The 20,021-nt window shown below is 68.2% G+C and carries 18 protein-coding genes; 12 read left to right on the forward strand and 6 right to left on the reverse strand.

The window, feature by feature from the left end:
• Window positions 1-23 precede the first annotated feature (23 nt).
• Window positions 24-701, reverse strand: coding sequence for a Crp/Fnr family transcriptional regulator (locus tag D8M39_RS04210; RefSeq protein ID WP_055082317.1), 678 nt, complete (start codon window positions 699-701; stop codon window positions 24-26).
• A 249-nt stretch (window positions 702-950) separates the two neighbouring features.
• On the opposite strand from D8M39_RS04210, the gene D8M39_RS04215 reads away from it, so the two are divergent.
• Window positions 951-2,135 (forward strand): MarP family serine protease, encoded by a 1,185-nt coding sequence (locus D8M39_RS04215; RefSeq protein WP_126874484.1) that lies wholly within the window; start codon window positions 951-953, stop codon window positions 2,133-2,135.
• 145 nt (window positions 2,136-2,280) lie between these two features.
• Here D8M39_RS04215 and aroQ read toward each other — a convergent pair whose 3' ends face one another.
• Both aroQ and acs read right to left on the reverse strand, forming a co-directional pair.
• Complete coding sequence (gene aroQ / locus D8M39_RS04220; RefSeq protein WP_055082321.1) at window positions 2,281-2,727, reverse strand: type II 3-dehydroquinate dehydratase; 447 nt, start codon at window positions 2,725-2,727, stop codon at window positions 2,281-2,283.
• A 183-nt stretch (window positions 2,728-2,910) separates the two neighbouring features.
• A complete protein-coding gene (gene acs / locus D8M39_RS04225; protein WP_126874485.1) occupies window positions 2,911-4,860 on the reverse strand; it encodes an acetate--CoA ligase in 1,950 nt (649 codons plus the stop codon).
• 195 nt (window positions 4,861-5,055) lie between these two features.
• On the opposite strand from acs, the gene nth reads away from it, so the two are divergent.
• From nth to D8M39_RS13100, 7 genes are all read left to right on the forward strand, one after another.
• The gene (gene nth, locus D8M39_RS04230) at window positions 5,056-5,919 is read left to right on the forward strand and encodes an endonuclease III (RefSeq protein WP_174233408.1); all 864 of its coding nucleotides are present in this window, start codon (window positions 5,056-5,058) and stop codon (window positions 5,917-5,919) included.
• A gap of 11 nt (window positions 5,920-5,930) precedes the next feature.
• Window positions 5,931-6,713, forward strand: a complete 783-nt coding sequence (locus tag D8M39_RS04235) for a CoA pyrophosphatase (RefSeq protein ID WP_055082325.1) — start codon at window positions 5,931-5,933, stop codon at window positions 6,711-6,713.
• A 182-nt stretch (window positions 6,714-6,895) separates the two neighbouring features.
• Window positions 6,896-7,609 carry an ABC transporter ATP-binding protein gene (locus tag D8M39_RS04240; protein WP_083482290.1) on the forward strand — a complete coding sequence of 238 codons (714 nt, stop codon included), beginning with the start codon at window positions 6,896-6,898 and terminating at the stop codon, window positions 7,607-7,609.
• The gene (locus D8M39_RS04245) at window positions 7,606-8,571 is read left to right on the forward strand and encodes a hypothetical protein (RefSeq protein WP_055082327.1); all 966 of its coding nucleotides are present in this window, start codon (window positions 7,606-7,608) and stop codon (window positions 8,569-8,571) included. Before D8M39_RS04240 ends, D8M39_RS04245 begins: the two co-directional genes overlap by 4 nt.
• Window positions 8,487-9,179 (forward strand): hypothetical protein, encoded by a 693-nt coding sequence (locus D8M39_RS04250; protein ID WP_126874486.1) that lies wholly within the window; start codon window positions 8,487-8,489, stop codon window positions 9,177-9,179. Before D8M39_RS04245 ends, D8M39_RS04250 begins: the two co-directional genes overlap by 85 nt.
• Window positions 9,180-9,234: 55 nt before the next feature.
• Window positions 9,235-9,477 carry a recombinase family protein gene (locus D8M39_RS13095; RefSeq protein WP_256385967.1) on the forward strand — a complete coding sequence of 81 codons (243 nt, stop codon included), beginning with the start codon at window positions 9,235-9,237 and terminating at the stop codon, window positions 9,475-9,477.
• Window positions 9,478-9,481: 4 nt separating this feature from the next.
• Window positions 9,482-10,828 carry a recombinase family protein gene (locus D8M39_RS13100; RefSeq protein WP_256385968.1) on the forward strand — a complete coding sequence of 449 codons (1,347 nt, stop codon included), beginning with the start codon at window positions 9,482-9,484 and terminating at the stop codon, window positions 10,826-10,828.
• Between the two features lie 395 nt (window positions 10,829-11,223).
• Here the strand turns inward: D8M39_RS13100 and D8M39_RS04260 are convergent, their stop codons facing one another.
• From D8M39_RS04260 to D8M39_RS04270, 3 genes are all read right to left on the reverse strand, one after another.
• Window positions 11,224-12,084, reverse strand: a complete 861-nt coding sequence (locus D8M39_RS04260) for an exopolyphosphatase (protein ID WP_126874487.1) — start codon at window positions 12,082-12,084, stop codon at window positions 11,224-11,226.
• Between the two features lie 265 nt (window positions 12,085-12,349).
• The gene (locus tag D8M39_RS04265; protein WP_055082724.1) at window positions 12,350-12,787 is read right to left on the reverse strand and encodes an anthrone oxygenase family protein; all 438 of its coding nucleotides are present in this window, start codon (window positions 12,785-12,787) and stop codon (window positions 12,350-12,352) included.
• Window positions 12,784-13,674, reverse strand: a complete 891-nt coding sequence (locus tag D8M39_RS04270; RefSeq protein WP_055082726.1) for an SDR family oxidoreductase — start codon at window positions 13,672-13,674, stop codon at window positions 12,784-12,786. Before D8M39_RS04270 ends, D8M39_RS04265 begins: the two co-directional genes overlap by 4 nt.
• Window positions 13,675-13,777: 103 nt before the next feature.
• Between D8M39_RS04270 and D8M39_RS04275 the strand changes: the two genes are divergently transcribed.
• The 4 genes from D8M39_RS04275 (at window position 13,778) to D8M39_RS04290 (ending at window position 19,991) form a co-directional block, all read left to right on the forward strand.
• Entirely contained in the window at window positions 13,778-14,434 is a 657-nt protein-coding gene (locus D8M39_RS04275; protein WP_055082736.1) for a MerR family transcriptional regulator, read from the forward strand.
• 165 nt (window positions 14,435-14,599) lie between these two features.
• Window positions 14,600-18,079, forward strand: a complete 3,480-nt coding sequence (gene mobF / locus D8M39_RS04280) for a MobF family relaxase (protein WP_126874488.1) — start codon at window positions 14,600-14,602, stop codon at window positions 18,077-18,079.
• Window positions 18,080-18,187: 108 nt separating this feature from the next.
• A complete protein-coding gene (locus tag D8M39_RS04285; RefSeq protein WP_083482317.1) occupies window positions 18,188-18,979 on the forward strand; it encodes a chromosome condensation regulator in 792 nt (263 codons plus the stop codon).
• 88 nt (window positions 18,980-19,067) lie between these two features.
• Complete coding sequence (locus D8M39_RS04290; RefSeq protein WP_126874489.1) at window positions 19,068-19,991, forward strand: ABC transporter permease; 924 nt, start codon at window positions 19,068-19,070, stop codon at window positions 19,989-19,991.
• Window positions 19,992-20,021 lie beyond the last annotated feature (30 nt).

The raw sequence follows: 20,021 nt of genomic DNA on the forward strand, positions 1-20,021 counted from the left end.
GTCGTCGGATCAGGGGGAACGCGTCAGCGCGAGCGCTGCTTGAGACGCTGCAGGTCCAGGATGACCACCGCGCGCGCCTCCAGGCGGATCCAGCCGCGCTGCACGAACTCGGCGAGCGCCTTGTTCACGGTCTCGCGCGAGGCGCCGACCAGCTGAGCGAGCTCCTCCTGGGTGAGCTCGTGGGCCACCAGGATGCCGTCCGTGGCGGGGCGCCCGAAGCGGTCCGCAAGGTCCAGCAGAGCCTTGGCCACGCGCCCGGGAACGTCCGAGAACACGAGGTCCGCGAGGTTCTCGTTGGTGCGGCGCAGCCTGCGGGCCAGGGCCTGCAGCAGCTGGGCGGAGACCTCGGGGGAGCGCTGGATGACCTTGCGCAGGTTCTCGTGCTTGAGCCCGGCCAGTCGCGTCTCGGAGACCGCGGTGGCGGAGGTGGAGCGGGGGCTGGGGTCGAACAGGGCCATCTCGCCGAAGATCTCACCCGGGCCCATGACGGCCACCAGGTTCTCGCGGCCGTCGCTGGCCGTGCGGCCGAGCTTCATCTTGCCGGAGACGATGAAGTAGAGCTGGTCTCCCGGGTCGCCCTCGTAGAACAGGGTGGCACCGCGGGAGAGATCCACCTCCGTGATCTCCTCGGTCAGAGCGGCGAACGCCTCGTCGTCCAAAGAAGCGAACAGGGGAGCGCGGCGCAGGACGTCTGTATCCAAGGTGTATCTCCTCACCAAAGTCGGGGGGCACCCCGCAGGGGTGCATGCGTGCTTACGGTCCATCGTAACGAGTTTCACACCGCTCGTGGCCACTCCTGCGTTGTGCCCAGTGTGAACACCCGGGGAGCTCTGCGGTGGCAGCGCCGCCCGCTTCTCCCACCGGCGGTGCACGCTTTGCCCAGGCCCCCGCCGTATGCTCGGCTCCACACGTGGCCGATCCCCGCGTGCCCCCACACCGTGAGGACCTCCATGAGTCTGTCCCTGAACCTTCTGGACGTGCTGCTCGTCCTGGTGCTGATCGCGTACCTGGTGGCGGGTTTCCGCCGGGGGTTCTTCCGCTCCTCCGCCTCCCTGGCCGGGCTGGTGCTCGGCGCCGTGGTGGCGTTCTGGGCGGGTCCCGTGGTGGCCGCCTACGTGAGCGGCGAGTGGCGGATTCCCGCCGTGCTGCTCACGGTGCTCGTGCTCCTGGGCCTCGGCCAGTACCTCGGCTCCACGCTGGGCGGCGCCCTGGCCCGGATCACTGAGAAGACGGGGCTGGGGGTGCTCGACCGGCTGGGCGGGGCGGTGCTCAACGTGGCGGTCGCCGGGATCATCATGACGCTGCTGGGTTCCCTGGTGGGACAGATGGGCCTGCCCGCACTGTCCCAGCAGGTGGCGTCCTCCCAGGTGCTGCGCGGCATCGAACGCCTCACCCCGGAACCGGTGCGCAACGCCATGACCCAGACCCGCAACGCGGTGAGCGGCTCCCAGGGCATCCGTCAGCTGGATGAGCTGCTGTTCCCCACGCAGGCCGTCCCGGACCCGAAGGACACCCCCGACTCGCAGGTGGTGGCGGACGCCGGCCAGTCCGTGGTGCAGGTCTACGGCACCGCGGCGCAGTGCGCCCAGAACCAGACGGGCTCGGGCTTCGTGGCGCAGGACGGCACCGTGGTCACCAACGCCCACGTGGTGGCCGGAGTGGACCAGCCCGTGGTCCAGACAAGGGACGGGCAGGTCTACCGCGCGCAGACGGTGCAGTACGACGCCGCCTCCGACCTCGCGGTGCTGCGCGTCCCCGATCTCCCGGATACACCGCTGCCACTGGAGGACTCCGCGGTGCAGGGCGAGACGGTCTCCTTCGCGGGCTACCCGCTGGGCGGTCCGTACACGCTGCGTCCCGCCACCGTGCAGGGCGAGGCGGTGGCCCCGGTGCAGAACGTGACCACCGGCGAGACCCAGACCCGCAGCATCATCCAGTTCGCGGGCAACGTGGAGCAGGGCAACTCCGGTGGGCCGCTGCTCAACGACTCGGGCCACGTCGTGGGTGTGGTGTTCGCCAAGGCTGTTACGGACCAGGTGGGCTACGCCATCCCGGTGGCCCGTGTCACCGAGATCCTGGACGCCGCCGAGCAGTCCACGCAGGCCGTCTCCACGGGTCAGTGCGTGGCCTCCTGAGCCGTGTGCGCCCACGGGGCCGCGCGAGGTGGCCGGCGCGGCGGCAGGACCCGGGCGCCGTCGTCGTCCGCGCGCCGTCGTGGTCCGGAAGAGTCGTCATGCGGGCAGCGCTCTGGCCCGGGGAAGCGCCCCTGCCCCTGAGGGCTCAGCGCAGCCCGAGATGCTGGGCGACAACGTCCACGCCGAACTCGTAGCCCAGGATCCCCGCGCCCGCGATCACCGCGGTGGCCTGCGGGGACACGAAGGACGTGTGGCGGAAGGCCTCGCGCCGGTGCACGTTGGAGATGTGGACCTCCACCACCGGCACCTCGCACATCTCCAGCGCGTCGTGGATTGCCACCGAGTAGTGCGTGAGGGCCGCCGGGTTGATGACAATCCCGCAGGCCTGCGTGCGCGCCTGCTGGATCCACTCCACGATCTGGCCCTCGTAGTTGGACTGCTCGAAGACCACGTCCAGCCCGTAGGTCTGGGCGCGGGCCCGCACGTTCGCCTCCACGTCCGTGAGGGTCGCGTGACCGTAGACCTCGGGCCTGCGGGTGCCCAGGGTGTTGAGGTTGGGGCCGTTGAGGACGTAGACCGGTAGCTCGTTCATGGCCCCATTGAACACGACGCGCGCACGACATCAGCTCGGCACGGGCCCGACGCGCGTTCCGCCGGGCGCGGGTGGGACGCCACGACGCCGCCGCGGTGCCTCCCGTGCGAGAGGCGCCGCGGCGGCGTCGTGGGTGGTGCCGTACCGTGGCCGCGCCGGTGGCGGACCCGGACGGGGCGCTGGCTACTCGCCCAGGGAGTCCACGATCTGCTGCATGACCGTCTGGTCCGCGAGTGTGGAGACATCCCCCACGGGGCGGTCCTCGGCGACGTCCTTGAGCAGGCGACGCATGATCTTTCCGGAGCGCGTCTTGGGCAGCTCGGGGACGATCAGAACCTTCTTGGGCTTGGCGATCGGGGAAATCTCGGTGCCCACGTGCCCGCGGATCTCCTCCGCCAGCTCGGTCTTGTCCCGGTCCTCGGCGGTGGCCTGGTCCGAGAGGATCACGAACGCGAAGACCGCCTGGCCCGTGGTCTCGTCCTTGGCGCCCACCACGGCCGCCTCCGCGACGGACGGGTGGGAGACCAGCGCGGACTCGATCTCCGGGGTGGAGAGACGGTGGCCGGAGACGTTCATGACGTCGTCCACGCGCCCCAGGATCCAGATGTCCCCGTCCGCGTCCCGCTTGGCGCCGTCGCCGGCGAAGTACTTGTCCCCGAACTGGCCCCAGTAGGTGTTCACGAAGCGCTCGTCGTCGCCCCAGATGGTCCGCAGCATGGACGGCCACGGCTCGCGGACCACCAGGAAGCCGTCCGTCTCGTTGGGCAGGGATGTGCCGGCGTCGTCGACGACGTCCACCGCGATCCCCGGCAGCGGAACCTGCGCGGAGCCCGGCTTGGTCGCGGTCACGCCGGGCAGCGGGGAGATCATCATGGCGCCCGTCTCGGTCTGCCACCACGTGTCCACGATGGGGCAGTGGTCCTGGCCGATCACCCGGCGGAACCAGGTCCACGCCTCCGGGTTGATGGCCTCGCCCACGGTGCCCAGCAGGCGCAGCGAGCTGAGGTCCCACTCGGCGGGGATCTCCTCGCCCCACTTCATCATGGTGCGGATGGCCGTGGGGGAGGTGTAGAGGATGCTCACGCCGTACTTCTGCACGATCTCCCAGAAGCGGCCGCGGTGCGGGGAGTCCGGGGTGCCCTCGTAGATCACCTGGGTGGCACCGTTCACGAGCGGCGCGTAGGTGATGTACGTGTGGCCGGTGACCCAGCCGACGTCCGCGGTGCACCAGTAGACGTCCGTCTCCGGCTTGAGGTCGAAGACGTACTTGTGGGTGAACGCCGCCTGGGTGAGGTAGCCGCCGGTGGTGTGCAGGATGCCCTTGGGCTTCCCGGTGGTGCCGGAGGTGTAGAGGATGAACAGCGGGTCCTCGGCGTTCTGCTCCGAGGGGGTGTGCTCCGTGGAGGCCTCTCCCACGACGTCGTGCCACCACACGTCCCGGCCGTCCTGGAACGCGACGTCCTCGCCGTTGCGCTTGACGACCACCACGTGGTTGACGGTCTCCCCGCCCTTCTCCAGTGCGGCGTCCACCGCGGGCTTGAGCGTGGTGGGCTTGCCGCGGCGGTAGGAGCCGTCCGCGGTGACCACGAGCTTCGCCTCGCCGTCCTCGATGCGCGAGCGCAGGGCGTCCGCGGAGAAGCCGCCGAAGACCACCGAGTGGATCGCGCCGATGCGCGCGCACGCGAGCATGGTGATCACGGCCTCCGCGATCATGGGCAGGTACACGGCCACGCGGTCGCCCTTGGAGACGCCGAGGGACTCGAACGCGTTGGCGGCCTTGGAGACCTCGTCCTTGAGCTGCGCGTAGGTGTAGACGGCGCTGTCACCGGGCTCGCCCTCGAAGTACAGGGCCACGCGGTCCCCGTTGCCGGCCTCCACGTGGCGGTCCACCGCGTTGTACGCGGCGTTGAGGGTGCCGTCCTGGAACCACTTGGCGAACGGCGGGTTGGACCAGTCCAGGACCTCCGTGAAGGGGGTGGACCAGGTGAGCAGGTCGCGGGCCTGGTCGGCCCAAAACTCCTGGCCCTTCGCCTCGGCCTCCTCGTAGAGCTCCGCGGTGGCATTGGCCTGCGCCGCGAACTCCTTGCTGGGCGCGAAGGTCATTGGCTGGGATGCTGCGGGTTCCGGGGTCATGGTGCTCCTTCACTGGGCCGACCCGCACCGCACGCGGCGGTACGTGGTGCAGTTCACATTCTGTGCTCCACCTTAGACGAGGAGCTGCACCCCGCTCCATCGTGTGCGGGCAGGTGTCGTGCGGGCCCGGGCGCACCCGCCCGGGCCCGGCCTCCCGGTTTGACCGGCCACCCCGGGCCCAGCATGATCGAGGGCATGGACACCCCCGCCGCAGCAGCCCACGTGCGCTTCGTGACGCCGCGGCAGGCGGAGCAGGCGGCCGCGCGGCGTCGTCGTGCCGGGACCGAGACAGACCTGTCCAGGACGCGGCGTGCGCGGCGGATCCAGCGCGTGCTCGCGCAGACCTACCCCTACGCCGTCGCTGAGCTCGACTTCGACGACGCCTGGCAGCTGCTCGTGGCCACCGTCCTGTCCGCGCAGACCACCGACATCCGCGTCAACGCCGTGACGCCCGGGCTGTTCGCCGCATATCCCGGCCCGCGGGAACTGGCCGAGGCGCCGGCCGAGGACGTGCAGGAGATGGTGCGCTCGCTCGGCTTCTACCGCTCGAAGGCGCGCTCGATCCAGGCGCTGGCCACGCGCATCGTGGACGAGTACGACGCCGCCGTCCCCGGCACGGTCGAGGACCTCGTGAGCCTGCCCGGCGTGGGGCGCAAGACCGCGAACGTGGTGCTCGGCAACGCGTTCGGGGTCCCGGGGATCACGGTGGACACCCACTTCGGGCGGCTCGCCCGCCGCTTCGGATGGACCGAGAACGAGGACCCGGTCAAGGTCGAGAAGGACGTGGCCGCGCTGTTCCCGTCCGCCCTGTGGACCGAGCTGTCCCACGAGCTGATCTACCACGGGCGGCGGATCTGCCACTCCCGCAAACCCGCGTGCGGCGTGTGCCCCGTGGCGGACCTGTGCCCGTCCTACGGCGCCGGGCCCACGGATCCCGAGGCGGCGCGGAAGCTGCTCGGCTACGAACTGAAACCCGGCCGCGAGGACCTGCTGGCCGGGTTCATGGCGGGACGCACCCGGCGGCAGCTGCGCGCCGAGGGACACACGCTCAGCGCGTGAGAGGACGGACGATGACCACTTCTTCCCCTATCCAGGGCGGGCCCCGCGAGCAGCTGGTGGAGCTCGCGCGGCACGGCGACTCCGTGATCATGCACGACCGCGAGCCCTGGCGGATCGGCGAGCTGGACGAGAACTACCGGCACTCCGCGGTGCTCGTGCTCTTCGGCGCGCTGGACAGCGTGCCCGCCGAGTACGCGGAGCACTCCGAGGGCCCCGGCCGGGACCTGGACGTGCTGTTCGTGCAGCGTGCGTCGACACTGCGCGCGCACCCCGGACAGGTGGCGTTCCCCGGTGGGCGGCTCGACCCGCCGGACGGGGAGATCGGCACGTTCCTGGACGCCCCCGGCGGGCGGGTCAGCGCCCCCCACGTGCGTGCCGCGCTGCGCGAGGCCCACGAGGAGACGGGCCTGGACCCCGACGGCGTGGAGGTGCTCGGCGCGCTGCACCCCGTCCCGCTGCCCGTGAGCAACCACCTGGTGACCCCGGTGATCGGGTGGTGGTGCAAGGAGTCCCCGGTGGATGTGGTGGACCACGCGGAGTCCTCGCTCGTGTTCCGGGTGCCCGTGCTGGACCTCATCAACCCCGCCCACCGGTACTACGCGACCGTCACCCGCGGTGCGCACACCTACAAGTCCCCGGCGTTCGACGTCAACGTTGCCGGGGTGGCCGAGACCGTGACCGTGTGGGGCTTCACCGGGGTCGTCCTGGACCGGATCCTCGACCGGCTCGGGTGGTCCGTGGAGTGGGACCGCTCGGCGAAGCGGCCGGCGCCGGGGACTGGGCCGAAGGTGTAGGGGCGGCGGAGACATCTCCGTGCCCTTGTCGGCCGTGGGCCAGCGTGAGCCGGAAGGGAACCTCGTCGGGGGTGGACGATGGTGCACGTGCAATGCCCAGGGATGAGAAAGTTTTATCTGTGATGCAGATCATATGACTGCTAATCTCCGAATTAACCAGGCGTTTTCCGGAGAGAGCGGTCATGCGGTCACAAGAAATCATCGGCGTGGACGGTCTGCGGGTGGAGTTCGTGACCTCCGTGGAGACTGTCCACGCTGTGGACGGGCTCGACGTCTCCTTCGGGGAGGGAGAGTTCGTGGGGCTCCTGGGGGCCAGTGGTTCGGGGAAGACGACCTTCGTCAATGTGCTGGCCGGGTTGGAGAGTGCCACCGCGGGTGTGGTCACCGTTGCTGGACACGACATGGGTGCGCTCGGTTCCGCGGAGCGGGCTCGTTTGCGCCGCGAAGACATCGGTGTCGTGTTCCAGGACAACAACCTCATCCAGGAGTTCACAGCGCGGGAGAACGTTGCTCTTCCACTGATCATGGGCGGGGCCAAGCGCAGGGACGCCCATGCCGAGGCCGATGACATGCTCGGTGTCCTCGGGCTTGAAGGTCTCGGGGGCAGGGCTCCGCGCCAGCTCTCCGGGGGACAGCAGCAGCGGGTGGGCATCGCCCGGGCCTTGGTGGGTGGCCGGCGGGTGCTCCTGGCTGATGAACCGACCGGTGCGTTGGACACGGAGAACTCCCGGGCGATCTTTGGACTCGTCGCCGAGCTGTGCCGGGAGGGTGTGACGGTGGTGGTGGCCACGCACGACAGCCTGATCGAGGAGTTCGCGGATCGAATCCTTGTGCTTCGCGACGGTCGGCTCGTTGAGGACCGCCCCGCGCACGGGGCGCCGGTGAGTCGGCGGTGAGCCACCCGGTCGTGCACCTGGTGGGTTTCTACCTGCGTTCACGCATTGTCCGCAGCATCTTCCTCATGTGCTTCCTCGCCTCGCTCGCGGTGGTGGCGGCTTTCCAGACCGCAGCAGCTCTGCGCCTGGACGGGGCCCAACAGGCGGAGCAGTATCTCGGGGACGTGCAGTACGCCGCTGAGATCCCGACCCCGCCGGGGAGCATCCAGGCACTGCACGAGGAAGAAGACCGCCTGCGCGCGGCGGTGACGGATGCCGGTGGCACGGTGGCCAGCATCGGGCAGGTGGTCTCGTTTCTGGACCTGGACGGGTCATCCGAGCAGGTGACGCTGTGGGAAGGACAGCGGTCCCAGAACCCCTATCCTGATCGGTTTTCCCTGACTGAGGGGCGGTGGCCGGACTCGGACGAGGAGGCGGTCGTCCAGGACACCCTGGTGAACTCCTACCGGGTGGGGGACCGGGTGTCATTGTTCTCCGGAGGGATCGGATTCACCGTTGTGGGAGTCCTCCACGACGACTTCCAGCGCAGAGGTGCGGTGGTTCTGACCGCCGGTGGGGGTTGGGACCGTGTGGTCCAGTACGCCAGTTCGGGTTCCGCGCGGTATGACGTGGACGAGGCACGGACCATGGTGCGCTGGAACGGCGGGGACAGGACCGGCGCCCAGGCAGTCGCGGCTGACCGGGGTGTGGACGCATCCTCGCAGGAGATGGCGTCCACTTCCTTCTACTCCCGGGAAAACTTTCTCGCCCTTCCTGCCCCGGGACTGGGCACGGTGCCCGCCCTGATCGGGGTGGTCCCCCTGACCGTGGTTCCGCGACAGTGGGAGGACTCGGGGCGCTGCTTCTCACCCGCCTCATCCGCCGTTCCAGGATCAGCATGTGGCGCATCGGTGTGGACTCCCGCACCAGCGCTCTTGCCGGGTGGTTGGCCGTCCTGGCCGCGGTGGGTGGTGCCAGTCTGACGGGTGGTCTTCTCGGCGCCGGTGTGGCATGGGCGCTGCGCCCGGCAGTCGACGTGCTCTCCGACCATGCCCTGAGCCCGTCCGCGGACCCAGCACCTGCCATCCTGCTCGCCGTGGTCTCCGCAGCTGGTGGTGCGACCGTCGCCCTGCTGGGCGGCGGGCTGGGTCGCCGCCCGGGGGGAACTGCCCGCCCGGGCAATACGGTCGATGCCCGATCGTCCCGTAAGACCGTGGCGGGCACCGTGATGCTCGTCCTCACAGCCCTGGCTTGTGCCGGGCTGGCGTGGGGTGCGTGGCGTGCTGCCACACAAGGACTTGCCTCCACCGCGGCCGCCACGCGGACCACCGTCGTGCTGTGCATCGCGCTTGCTCTGGCCGTGGGACTGCTGGCCCGCGCAGCGGTGATACTGCCCACCGGTGGCCCCGTGCCCACCCTGGCGCTGCGGCGACTGCGTCACACCGCAACCACCACCATGGTCACCGCGGCAACTCTGGCGTTGGTGGTTGCGGTGCCGGTGGCTCTTGCCACCACCACGGCCACGGAAGCGCAGGTGATCAACAGCACGATCGTCTCCGCCGTGCCCGCTGACCAGGTCGACCTCGGGTAGCCGAGGTTCTGTAAACGCACCTACCTCTCACACGAGTAGGAAGGTGGGGCCGGAGATGGGCCAAGAACAGCAGGAACAGGCTACGGGATCAGGGTCGTCAACGCGGGCGGTGGTGTACGTCAGGATCAGCGACGACCCTGAGGGCACAGAGCGTGGCGTGGATCGGCAGGAGGCTGATTGCCGCGCGTACGCCGCCGCGCATGGCTGGGAGGTCGTTGCGGTGTTTCGGGAGCATGACACCTCGGCGTTCAAGCAGCGGACGATCACGCTGCCCTCGGGTGAGCGGGTGAGCGGGTGAGCGGGTGCGCCGGGTGATCCGCCCCCAGTTTCGCGCGATGCTCAAGCGCCTCGCCGATGGGCAGGCGCAGGTGATGGTCGCCTACGACTTGGATCGTGCGGTGCGCGATCCCAGGGATTTGGAGGACTTGATCGACGCGAAGGTCCTCGGCGGGTTCGGTGTCTGCTCGGTGACCGGCTCCCTGCGACTGGACACAGACTCTGATGTGGCGATGGCCAGGGTGCTGGTGGCGATGGCGAACAAGTCGTCAGCTGACACCGCTCGCCGTGTCGCGCGGGCGGCGAAGCAGCAGGCCATTGAGGGTGCGTGGCATGGGGGCAGGGTGCCGTTCGGGTACCGCGCCGAGTCCGGTGTCCTCGTCATCGACCCGGTGACCGGGCCACTCGTGGTCGAGGCCATGCAGCGGGTGCTGGCCGGTGATTCGCTGTATCGGATTCGCAAGGACTGGAACGAGCGCGGTGTGCTCACCACGCACGGGTGTGCGTGGTCGGATCGGACGCTGAAACTGATGTTGCGTAACCCCTCCAATAAAGGGGTCCGCGAGTATCGGCCCGTGCTGCCGGACGGGAGCCGTGCGAAGTCGTCACAGATGCAGGTGGAGGCGGCGTGGCCTGCGATCGTGGACGAGGACACCTGGCAGCAGGTTTCCGACGTGCTCGACGCACGCAAGAAGGCCCGAAACTTCCATCAACCCGGCAGCGGGGTTGCGAAGCGCATGTACCCGTTCTCAGGTCTGATCCGCTGCTCGAAGTGCGGAACAGCGATGATCCATCGCGGCGACGTGTACCAGTGCATCCAGCCCACGCGCGGCGGCTGCAACAGGTCGATCCGCTCGGCCGAGATTGCCAAGCTCGTGGAGGAGGCGGTGTTGGCGACGTTCGAGCAGATCACCCTCCACCCCACCAAACGCAACGAGACCGGCACTGACCTGGCGGCGCGGGTCGGGCTCGCAGCGACGCTCGACGCCGATCGGGAGCGTCTGGCACGGCTCGATGATGACTACTACGACGGGCTCATCGACAAGGCGATGTGGGTGCGACAGCGCGCGAGGATCGCCGAGCGGATCGAGCGCACCCGCCGCGAGTACACCGCCGCAATGCCCGAACAGCACGCTGGGCCGAGCATCGACGTCACCACCGTCGCCGCCGAGTGGAAGGGGCGTACCCCGATGTGGCAGTACCAGGCGACGAGCCTGATCCTTCAAGCGGTCCTCATCCACGCGCGCCCGGCCGACATGATGACCGCCGTCCCCAAACGCCGCAACGAAACCTACGAGGCGTTCCACTCCCGCCGCGACGCTCACCGCGTTGACGTGCTCGCCCGCAGAGTCGAGTTCATCTGGCGCGCCTAACCTGCACCGTCTTCCGTGGCTTCGTTCGCTCGTTCTTGACCGGCGAACGTGCAGGCTCGCACAGACCTTCCTGATCCTCGACCATGACCCTCTTTGCGAATCGGGGTGCTTTGCACAGCTCCCGCAGACCGGCCAGCACAGTCGGGTCGCTCACCGCCGCAGAAAGCCCCTGTGCCTGCCGCGATGTCGCAGCCAGCCGCGCGCCCAAGCTCGGGGCGCGCGGGGTTGTCGGCGTGTCTGTGGTGATCGATGGCGAGGAGGCGGGGATGGTCATACTGATAGGTGCGAGCCGAACACCCAGAATCAGACCCAAGACCACAACATTTAGTAGCGAGTAGTCGCTACGGGCGCTATATGCGGGTCAAGTGTTATGCCCGTCGCCCCGCCACAACGGTTCAGGAGCCGCGCGGAGGCTTCGGGTTGGCCGCCCAGATTGCGGCCAGCAGGCCGGTGTCGCAGCGCAGCGAGTCCAAGGATTCACCACTCAGTAGACGCAGGAGAACACCGTCGCCTGTCGGGGTACCAGCGTGTTTCGGGTCGGGGTTGCCGAGCATGATCCGCGACAGCGCCGTCCACGAGCGCGGCGGCAGCCCCAGCAGCATCGGTACGGTGCGGTCACGGCGCAGCACCTCCACCGCGCGGCGTCGCGAGGAGACATCGGCCAGCCGGTAAGCCACATGCTCCACGCACACCACCACGAGTGAGGCATCCCAACCTGCCGATACGAACAGAGCTACAACCTCCGCGAGAACAGCGGCAACCCGATCATCTTCCTCGCCGCTGTCCGCGTCGTCGTCCGTGGTCGAGTTCACGGCGAACGCGGGGTGATAGTCGTCCAGGTTCTCTCGATCCGCGAACCGCACCGCGTCATGGAACCCGGCGATCCGGGCAGTGTGACGCGCCTGATTCGGTGACACCAACAGCCCGGCCGCCCGCACGTCAGCATTGCAAGTGATCTGCACCGCGCGGGTGACCACGGCCCACGGGTTCCCTGCGTTCCGCGTCGAGGGGGCGAGCATGACCTCGAACGCCGCCGACGCGATATGCCACGGGTCGAGGTTGTGTTTCCTGGCCAGCCGTCGATACCGCTCGGCGGTGTAGCGCATCAGATCCGCCGCCTCCCGATCACCCCGCCACGCCCCAGGCCCAGACTCGTGCAGGCGGAGGAGCAGGGCGCGTAGCCCTTCGGGCGTCTCGAATCCTCGGCTGCCTGGCTCCGCAGCGTCGTCGGCGGCGGGCGGGGTGTGTTCGGCCACGGTGGTACCTCCCGTGAAGGAGGTGGCCCACCAGGAGCCAGACCAGGACGCTCACCAACGCACCCCTGTGCCCGCCGCTCGTCAGCATTACTGTTCGACTTATCCCAGTGCCATTTCGAAACTCTCGGCTGACCGTTGAGATGGCGACGGAGGAATTACCTGGGGCGGATACCTTGTGCTCCGGGGGCGCAGCCGTGGCTCAGTTCGCGGCGCTCGGGCGTTGTTCTGTTCATGCCGTTCGTGTGCTTTCTGGTGAGGGAAGTTGCTAGACGGCGGCGAGTCCGATGGTGACGAGGATGAACCCGAGGAGCTGAAGCGATCCTCGGGTGATCTGGAAGACATCCCAACGGCGGCGCATTGCGATGAAGCCTTCGGGTGCGGTGTCCTGTTTGATGCGTCCGGTGCGGAAGTTGATGGGCACGTTGCCGAAGATGGTGACGATGAGCGCGATCCCGAGGGCAACGGCGGCGGAGATCAGCCAGGCCGAGGGCGTCGGGATTGCGACGGTGATCGCGAGGACGGTGGCGGCGGTCATGCCGATGGGCATGATGCGTCCGTAGGTCTTGAGCAGCCCTTTCTCGAAGGTGAGCTGGTCGCCGGGAGCGAGTTTGCGGATCACGGGGTGCACGAGTGCGACAGAGGCGAACTCGGCTGACCCGACGAATCCGGTGACGAGGATGGTGGCAGTCTCCAGCCAGTTCATGATGTTGACCTTTCGGCGACGTTGTCGCGCTGTAGCGCGATCCACCTGGCGAACGGGGTGGGAGGGGTGCCGAAGTCCTGGAACCACGCGGTGGTGTCGGTCACGTCGCCGTGGCGGTCAATGCTGTCGAGGATGCCCAGGGGTCTGGTCATCTCGCCCTTCAGGAATAGGCGATTGATGGCGCGCATGAATCCGAGCGGCATGACCCGCACCGCGTTCGATGCAACGGGCTTGCCGGAGATTGCGCCCGCGTATGCGGCGGTCGCCTCCCGCAATGTCATCGTCTGCTCCCCGGCCACGTCGTAGACCTTGTTCGCGGTTTCGGGCATCTCGAACGCGCGGGAGGCAGCCGCCATGATGTCGTCAGCGGCGACGGGGTGGATCGGGTGCGGTTGGTTGCCGATGAGTACCGGGCGGCCGCCTCGGATGAACTTCGCGAGCGTTTCATTGATGAACCCGACACGGAACACGGTGGATGCCACCGGGCTGGCCATCAAGAGTTGCTCGCCACGGGCCTTGGAGTGTTCCCAGGGATAGTCGGCATAGGCGGGCTGTGCGAACATGCCGGAGATCAGCACCACGCGACCCACCCCAGCCGCTTCAGCGGCGGCGGCAACGTTCGCAACACCGTCTTCCTCGATGCGTCGCGCCCGTTCAGGGTCGCTCCCACCGTTGAGGGTCAGCAAGACGCCATCAACGTCAGTGAACACGGCCGCCAACGTGTTGGGGGCCGTGACGTCACCCCGCACGGTCTCGACACCCTTTGGTAGCGATGCCTTTTCTGGCGACCGCACGATCGCGCGCACTGTGTGGCCGTCTGCCAGCAGGCGAGTAAGGGCGTACCCACCGAGGTACCCGGTTGCTCCTATGACAGCGATGCGTGCCATCCCCGCCTCCTCATGGATAGTGTGATTATCTATTTATGGATACTAGTATTATCTATCTGAAAGCGCCAGCGCGATGGGAACGAGGTGCAACGTGGAGATGCGGATGGCGGAGCTGTCACGGCGGTCAGGGCTCAGCGTGCCCACGATCAAGTACTACTTGCGCGAAGGGCTGTTGCAGCCGGGGCGACGGACGAGCGTGAATCAGGCCAGATACGACGATGCCCATCTCGAACGCCTCCGACTGATCCGAGCGCTCGTGAAGGTTGCCGGGCTGCCGCTCGACAAGGTTCGGGAAGTCGTGCAGGCGGTCAGCATTGAGTCTTCCGTCCTCGATGCGATGGGCGTCACCCAAGACGCACTCGTTGGCGACGTTGGAGCCGTCCCAGGCGAGGAAGCTGCGTTACAGCTACTCTCGGAGCTCGTCACCGCGCGCGGTTGGCGATGCCAGGAGGGGTCGCCCGCGCACGCCGCAGCGGTTCAGGCGATAGCTGAGCTGCAGGCCGAAGACCTCACCCTTCTTCTGGATCGTCTCGACGAGTACGCCGACGCCGCGGACGCGGTTGGACGCATCGACGTCCAGGCCGTCGCTGAGGCCGAGAATCTCGAAACGATGATCCGCGGTGTCGTCCTGGGCAGCGTGCTTCGCCGCCCACTCCTGGACTCCCTCGTGCTCCTTGCCCAACAGCACTACGCCAACCAGCTCAACCAGAAGATCGAAACCGCCAGGCACGACGCTCCCATACGTCAAGCTCGCGCATAGCGCTCATCGCTCGACACGGATCACCTGCCCTGCCACCGCTAGAGCCAGACCCCCTACTTCTCTGGATCCAGCCCCGCTACTTCTCTGGATCCAGCCCCGCTACTTCTCTGGATGCACGGATGCCACCGTTGGAGGGACGTGCACACCTCCCTCATGAGACGACTCATGAGAGAGGTGGTGGCAGGCGTGAAAGGCGGCGTGATCCCGTTCCACGGCAACGGTGCCGCCGCTCGCCGGTACGTCGAGGCCGACCGCTCAGGGGCTGACGAGTACTACCTCGGCGCAGACAACGCCATCGCCGAATATGTCGCGCTCGACAGCAAGGGCGAGGTCACCGCCGCCCGTTCCCTCTCGCCGGATGAGTACGAGGGGTGGGTGGACTGGCGTGACCCGATCACTGGCGAGTCGATGGGCACGCCGCGGAAGCCCGCCGAGGGCACCAAGGGGTCGCCGTTGTTCTGTGAGATGACGATCAACAGCCCCAAGAGCCTGTCGGTTGCCGCCGCCCTGCACCCCGAAGTCTCGGCGGCGTTGGACGCCGCCCAGCAGGACGCGCTGGGCGAGATACGCCACTGGCTCGGACAGCACTCCGTGACGAGAGTCGGGCCGAGGGATGCACGCGAGATTGTGCCCATCGAGCAGATGCAGGTGGTCGGCATCGGTCATAAGACCTCCCGTGCTGGTGATCCCCATCGGCATATCCACATGCAGATCGGCACCCGCATCTTCGCCGCCGGGAAGTGGCGAGCACTGGACACTGCCGCATTGTTCAAACAGCAGGGCGCGATCCGCGCGATGGGCACTGCCGTGATCGCCGCGCACCCGCAGCTCGCGCAGACCCTCGCGGAGCACGGTCTGACCCTCGACCCGGTATCAGGCGAGGTCGCGGAGTTGGAGCCGTTCAATGCGGTGATGTCGAAGCGGTCGGCGCAGATCAACCGGAATCTTGACCGGCTCGAAGCCGAGTGGGAAACTGCGCATCCGGGCGAGACGCCCGGCCCAGTCGTGACGGCGCGGATGCAGGGCACCGCCTGGGCGCACGAGCGGCCCGGCAAGAAGCCCGCCGATCTCAAGAACGAGCAGTGGTGGCAGCAGGAACTCGCAGATGCCGGATACGACCCCGAGAGCCTTGGCCGTCGTGCCGTGCGGCACCCGATTGCGCTGGGTGTTCTGCCGGTGCAGGAGGTTGCCTCTCGTGCGCTGGATCGTTGCGCCGCCGCATCATCGGCGTGGACACCACACACCGTGCGGGAACAGGTGACGAGAATCGTCACCGAGGCAGGCATGCAAGCGGCACCGGCCGAGTTGCGGGAGTTCATCAGCGAAGTGTCCGAGGTTGCGGTCTCGGATTGCTTCTCGATCCCGCCCCCAGGCTCGGCGACACCGGAGCATGTCGCGCATCTGACCAGCCTCGGCGTGGTCGCCGCCGAGACCGCGCTACGCGATCAACTCACCGCCAGCGTGCCGAGCCGACAGTCGAAGCACCCAGATGTGGCCGAAGCAGCACGCGCAGCAGGTCTCGACGCCGGGCAGACGACAGCGGCGGCAGCAGTCGCCTCGACCGATCCGCTCGTGATCGTCGCGGGTGCGGCGGGCAGTGGGAAGACGACCATGCTTCGCGCCGCTATTGAGGTTGCCGCCGAGTACGGCAGGAGTACGCGGGTGGTTGCGCCGACGAAGCGGGCGGCCCAAGTCGCGCACGACGAACTCGGCGTACCCGCAACCAGCGTCGCGGCGCTGGTGTACGCCCACGGATGGCGGTGGAACACCGATGGCGTATGGACACGCCTCACGCGGGGCGACACCGACCCTATGACCGGCGGCGTCTACACCGGCCCGCAGCCAGAAGCGGTGCTGTCGCGGGGTGAGCGGGTGATCGTGGACGAGGCCGGGATGCTCGACCAAGACACCGCCCACGCCCTTCTCACCATCACCGCCGAGGCCGGGGCGACGGTCGCGCTCGTGGGCGACCGCGCCCAGTTGCCCGCCGTGGGCAGGGGAGGGGTGCTCGACATGGCCGCGCAGATCAGGGGTCGCACCTACGACATGAGCGAACTGCACCGCTTCACTGACGCCGAGTACGCAGCGCTGACGCTGGCGATGTGCGACCGCGAGAACCCCGGCGCAGTGTTCGACCAGCTCGCCGCCATGCACCTCGTCACCCTGCACCCAGACGACGATGCAGCCCGCGAACACATCACTGAGAACGCCCACGATGGCGAGGCGATCACCGTGGCGACCAACGACGAAGCGGCGGTGCTGAACGAGCGCATCCGCGCCGGGCGAGTCGAGGCGGGCGAGGTCAACGACACCATCACGACCACCGGTAGCGACGGCCTGAGCATCGGGGCCGGTGACCTCATCCAAACCCGCCGCAACGACAGCGACCTCGGGGTCGCCAACCGGCAGCAGTGGATCGTCCAGCAGGTCACCGATAATGGCACCGTGTACGCCCGCGAGGTCGGCAGCGGGCGCAAGAACCCCCGCACCGTTGCCCTACCTGCCGAGTATGTGGGTGAGCACGCGCACCTGTCCTACGCCGCGACTGCCTACGGCGTCCAAGGCGCAACCGTAGGCAGTTCCCACACGGTGCTGTCGGAGGCCACCAGCGCGGCAGGCGTCTATGTCGGCATGACCCGAGGCCGCGAGACGAACCGGCTCCATGTCGTCGCCACGGACATGGCCGACGTCAGGGCGCAGTTCATCGACGCGATGGAACGCGATCCGGCAGACCGCGGCCTCGACCACGCCACTGCCCAGGCCGCCGAAGCCGTGCGCGGCCTCATCGCAGACGGCCCAGTGCGGCTGGTCACCGAAGAACTCGCCCGGCTCGACCACGAGACCGAGCGTGCAGAACGGGCGGCGGAACGGTGGGAGCAGATCACCGCCAGATTCGACGCCCAACACGCTACCCACCAGGCTGAGGACAAGGACAGCGCCGCTGTGCTCCGACGAGCCGAGGACGCCGCCGAACAGGTGCGTGCCGAGGTCACCGGGCCGCTGACGGTGCAGGCGAAGACTGATGGTGCCGCCTACCTCGATGCCGTCGCAGAAGAGGCCGCCGCCAGTGGTCGCCTCGCCACGGTGGGCAGGTTCGGCAAGCGCAAGGCCCGTGCCGAGCAGCGCACAGCGACAGTGCGCATCCGGACGTTGCGCGGGCAGGTCAGCCAGGAGTGGGGCTCTACACCGGCGAACCCTGATCGTCTCCCCGAGTGGGCGGGTCAGGTCGCCAATAAACGCGCCGGGAGTGACCCCCGCGTGACCGAGGCCGCCCAGACTGTCGAAGCCGCCACCGCCGACCGCGACACGATGCGGAAGCGGCACCAGCAGGAGCGCACGGCGTTGCTCGTCAGCGAGTACGGGGCCGAGCACGCCCAGGCAGCCCGGTACGGGATGCGCCGCACTACCAACCCCCGCCGTCAAGCGCACGACGCCAAGAACCGAGCCGCGCTGCTGCGCTCAGAGGCCGATGAACTCCGCGTCCTCCCGATCACCGACGCCGCCCAGCGCATCGAGGCCAAGCGTGCCGAGCAGGAACACGCCCGACAACGAGCAGCGGAACGGGCACGGCAACTGCATAACCCGTTTGAGCACGACACCCACCGCCACGACCCACACAGCGAGGGGCCAACGCGCGGGCTGTAGTCCTGCTTTGGCACCTATCCTGATTGTGTGGAGACAGCAGTTCGAGGGGGCGGATCAGTGCTAGCGGCAGGCCGACGGCACTCGGTCGCGCTGCGACAGGATGGCACCATGGTCGCGATTGGTGATGGTCGAGCCGGTGAATGCGATGTCGACGGCTGGGAAGACGTGATCGCTGTAGCAGCGGGCAACGTCCACACCGCCACGAACACAGGCAAATCGCACACCATTGGTCTTCGCTCAGACGGCATAGTGCTGGCGACGGGATGGAACCACGACCAGCAGTGCGAAGTCGGAGACTGGCGAGACATCGCAGCAGTAGCAGCGGGCTGGCGACGCACCCTCGGCGTCTCCTCGGATGGCACGGTGCTGGCAACCGGGCGCACCGCCGAGGGCACCTGTGACGTGCAAGCCTGGCGCGACATCGTGGCAGTCTCGTGCGGTGACTGGCACTCGGTCGGATTACGCGAGGACGGAACAGCCGTCGCGGTCGGCAACAACCGACGAGGACAATGCGAGGTTGGAGATTGGCGGCACCTCACCGCCATCGCTGCCGGTTACCTCCACACGGTCGGACTGTGCCGCGACGGGCGCGTACTCACCACCGGAACCCCGGCCACAGGGACAGGCACAGTCAGCCAGTGGGAAGAGATCGTCGCGGTCGCCGCAGGGAGTCACCACACCGTAGGGGTCAACGCCTCTGGCCGGGTTCTGGCCGTTGGCGACAACAGCCACGGGCAGTGCGATGTCGAGCGCTGGGAGAACATCATCGCAGTCGCCGCAGGCTCCGCCCACACACTCGGCTTGCGCACTGACGGCACCCTCGTCAGTGCAGGAGACAGCGCTGACGGCAGGCGAGATGTCGCGTCCTTGGCAGACCTGCGCCGTCCTGAAGCAGGCTAGAAACCGCAAGATCAAGACCGGAGCCTGGACGATGCGGCCTGAGCAAGCGGTAGACTGGAACCGCGCTCAGGCGCACGATCACAGGTGAGTGCCTTTGCAGTACCTCGGCTACTCCATCGCCCCCAGGGGCGGGGTGCCGGCCACAGTGCGTCAACAGTTTGAGCAGCACACCGGCCTCTCGGACCCGGTGGAACTGCGCACCGTCCTGGCCTCCTCTGATCCCGGAGACGGGACGGAACCAGCCATGGACGGGCTCCCCACAGCAGTGGCGTCACCGGCCGCTCTGGAACGCGTCCTGGGCCGGGCGCTGACAGCTGACGAGCAGCAGGGTTTCACGGCCGGGAAGATCCTCACCACCAAACCCGTGACCGTGGACCGGGTGGAACTCAGCTCGAGACAAGGCACATCAGCCTCCTACACACTCGAGTCCCTGAGCCAGGTACCGCCGGAATACCGGGACACCACCGCAGGCTTCGTTGCCTCCCAGGCCGTGGCCAAGCTGCCGATGGAAGCGAGGTACTACGTGTATACCGGGGTGACTCCCCAGCAGATCGAACTCGCTCGTGCCGCACCCCTGGAACTGGGCTTCGACCCGTCCTGGGTTCGCACCCAGGAACCACCGGTGATGTTCGAGACACCTCCCGCTTGGGTCATCACCTCCTGGGTCATGGTCGTCCTCGTGGTCCTGATCGCAGCACTCCTGGCCCGGGCCCAGGCCCGGGCATTGCACCCCTACCTCGGTGGTCTCTACGCCGTGGGAGTGAAACCGTCGACGCTGCGTCGGGTGGTGCTCACCCAGATGGTGATCCTTCTCGGGCTTCCCGTGGCCGGCGGCATCCTCGCCGGGGTGGCCGCCACAGCCGCAGTGTGGGCCCTGTTCCCCCAACCCGCGGTCGCCACCGTGCCCTGGGCGGTCGTGGGGGCCGCCACAGTGGGAGCCGTCATGGCCCTGGTGATCGGCACAGTGGCCGGCACAGCGCGCCTGAGTGTCCGTGCCCGCTTCACCGACTGACGCGGCGAATCCCCCGGGCCAATACGAGCT

It is taken from the genome of Kocuria sp. HSID17590 (assembly GCF_003989485.1).
In the GTDB taxonomy this organism is placed as follows: Bacteria; Actinomycetota; Actinomycetes; order Actinomycetales; family Micrococcaceae; genus Kocuria; species Kocuria salsicia.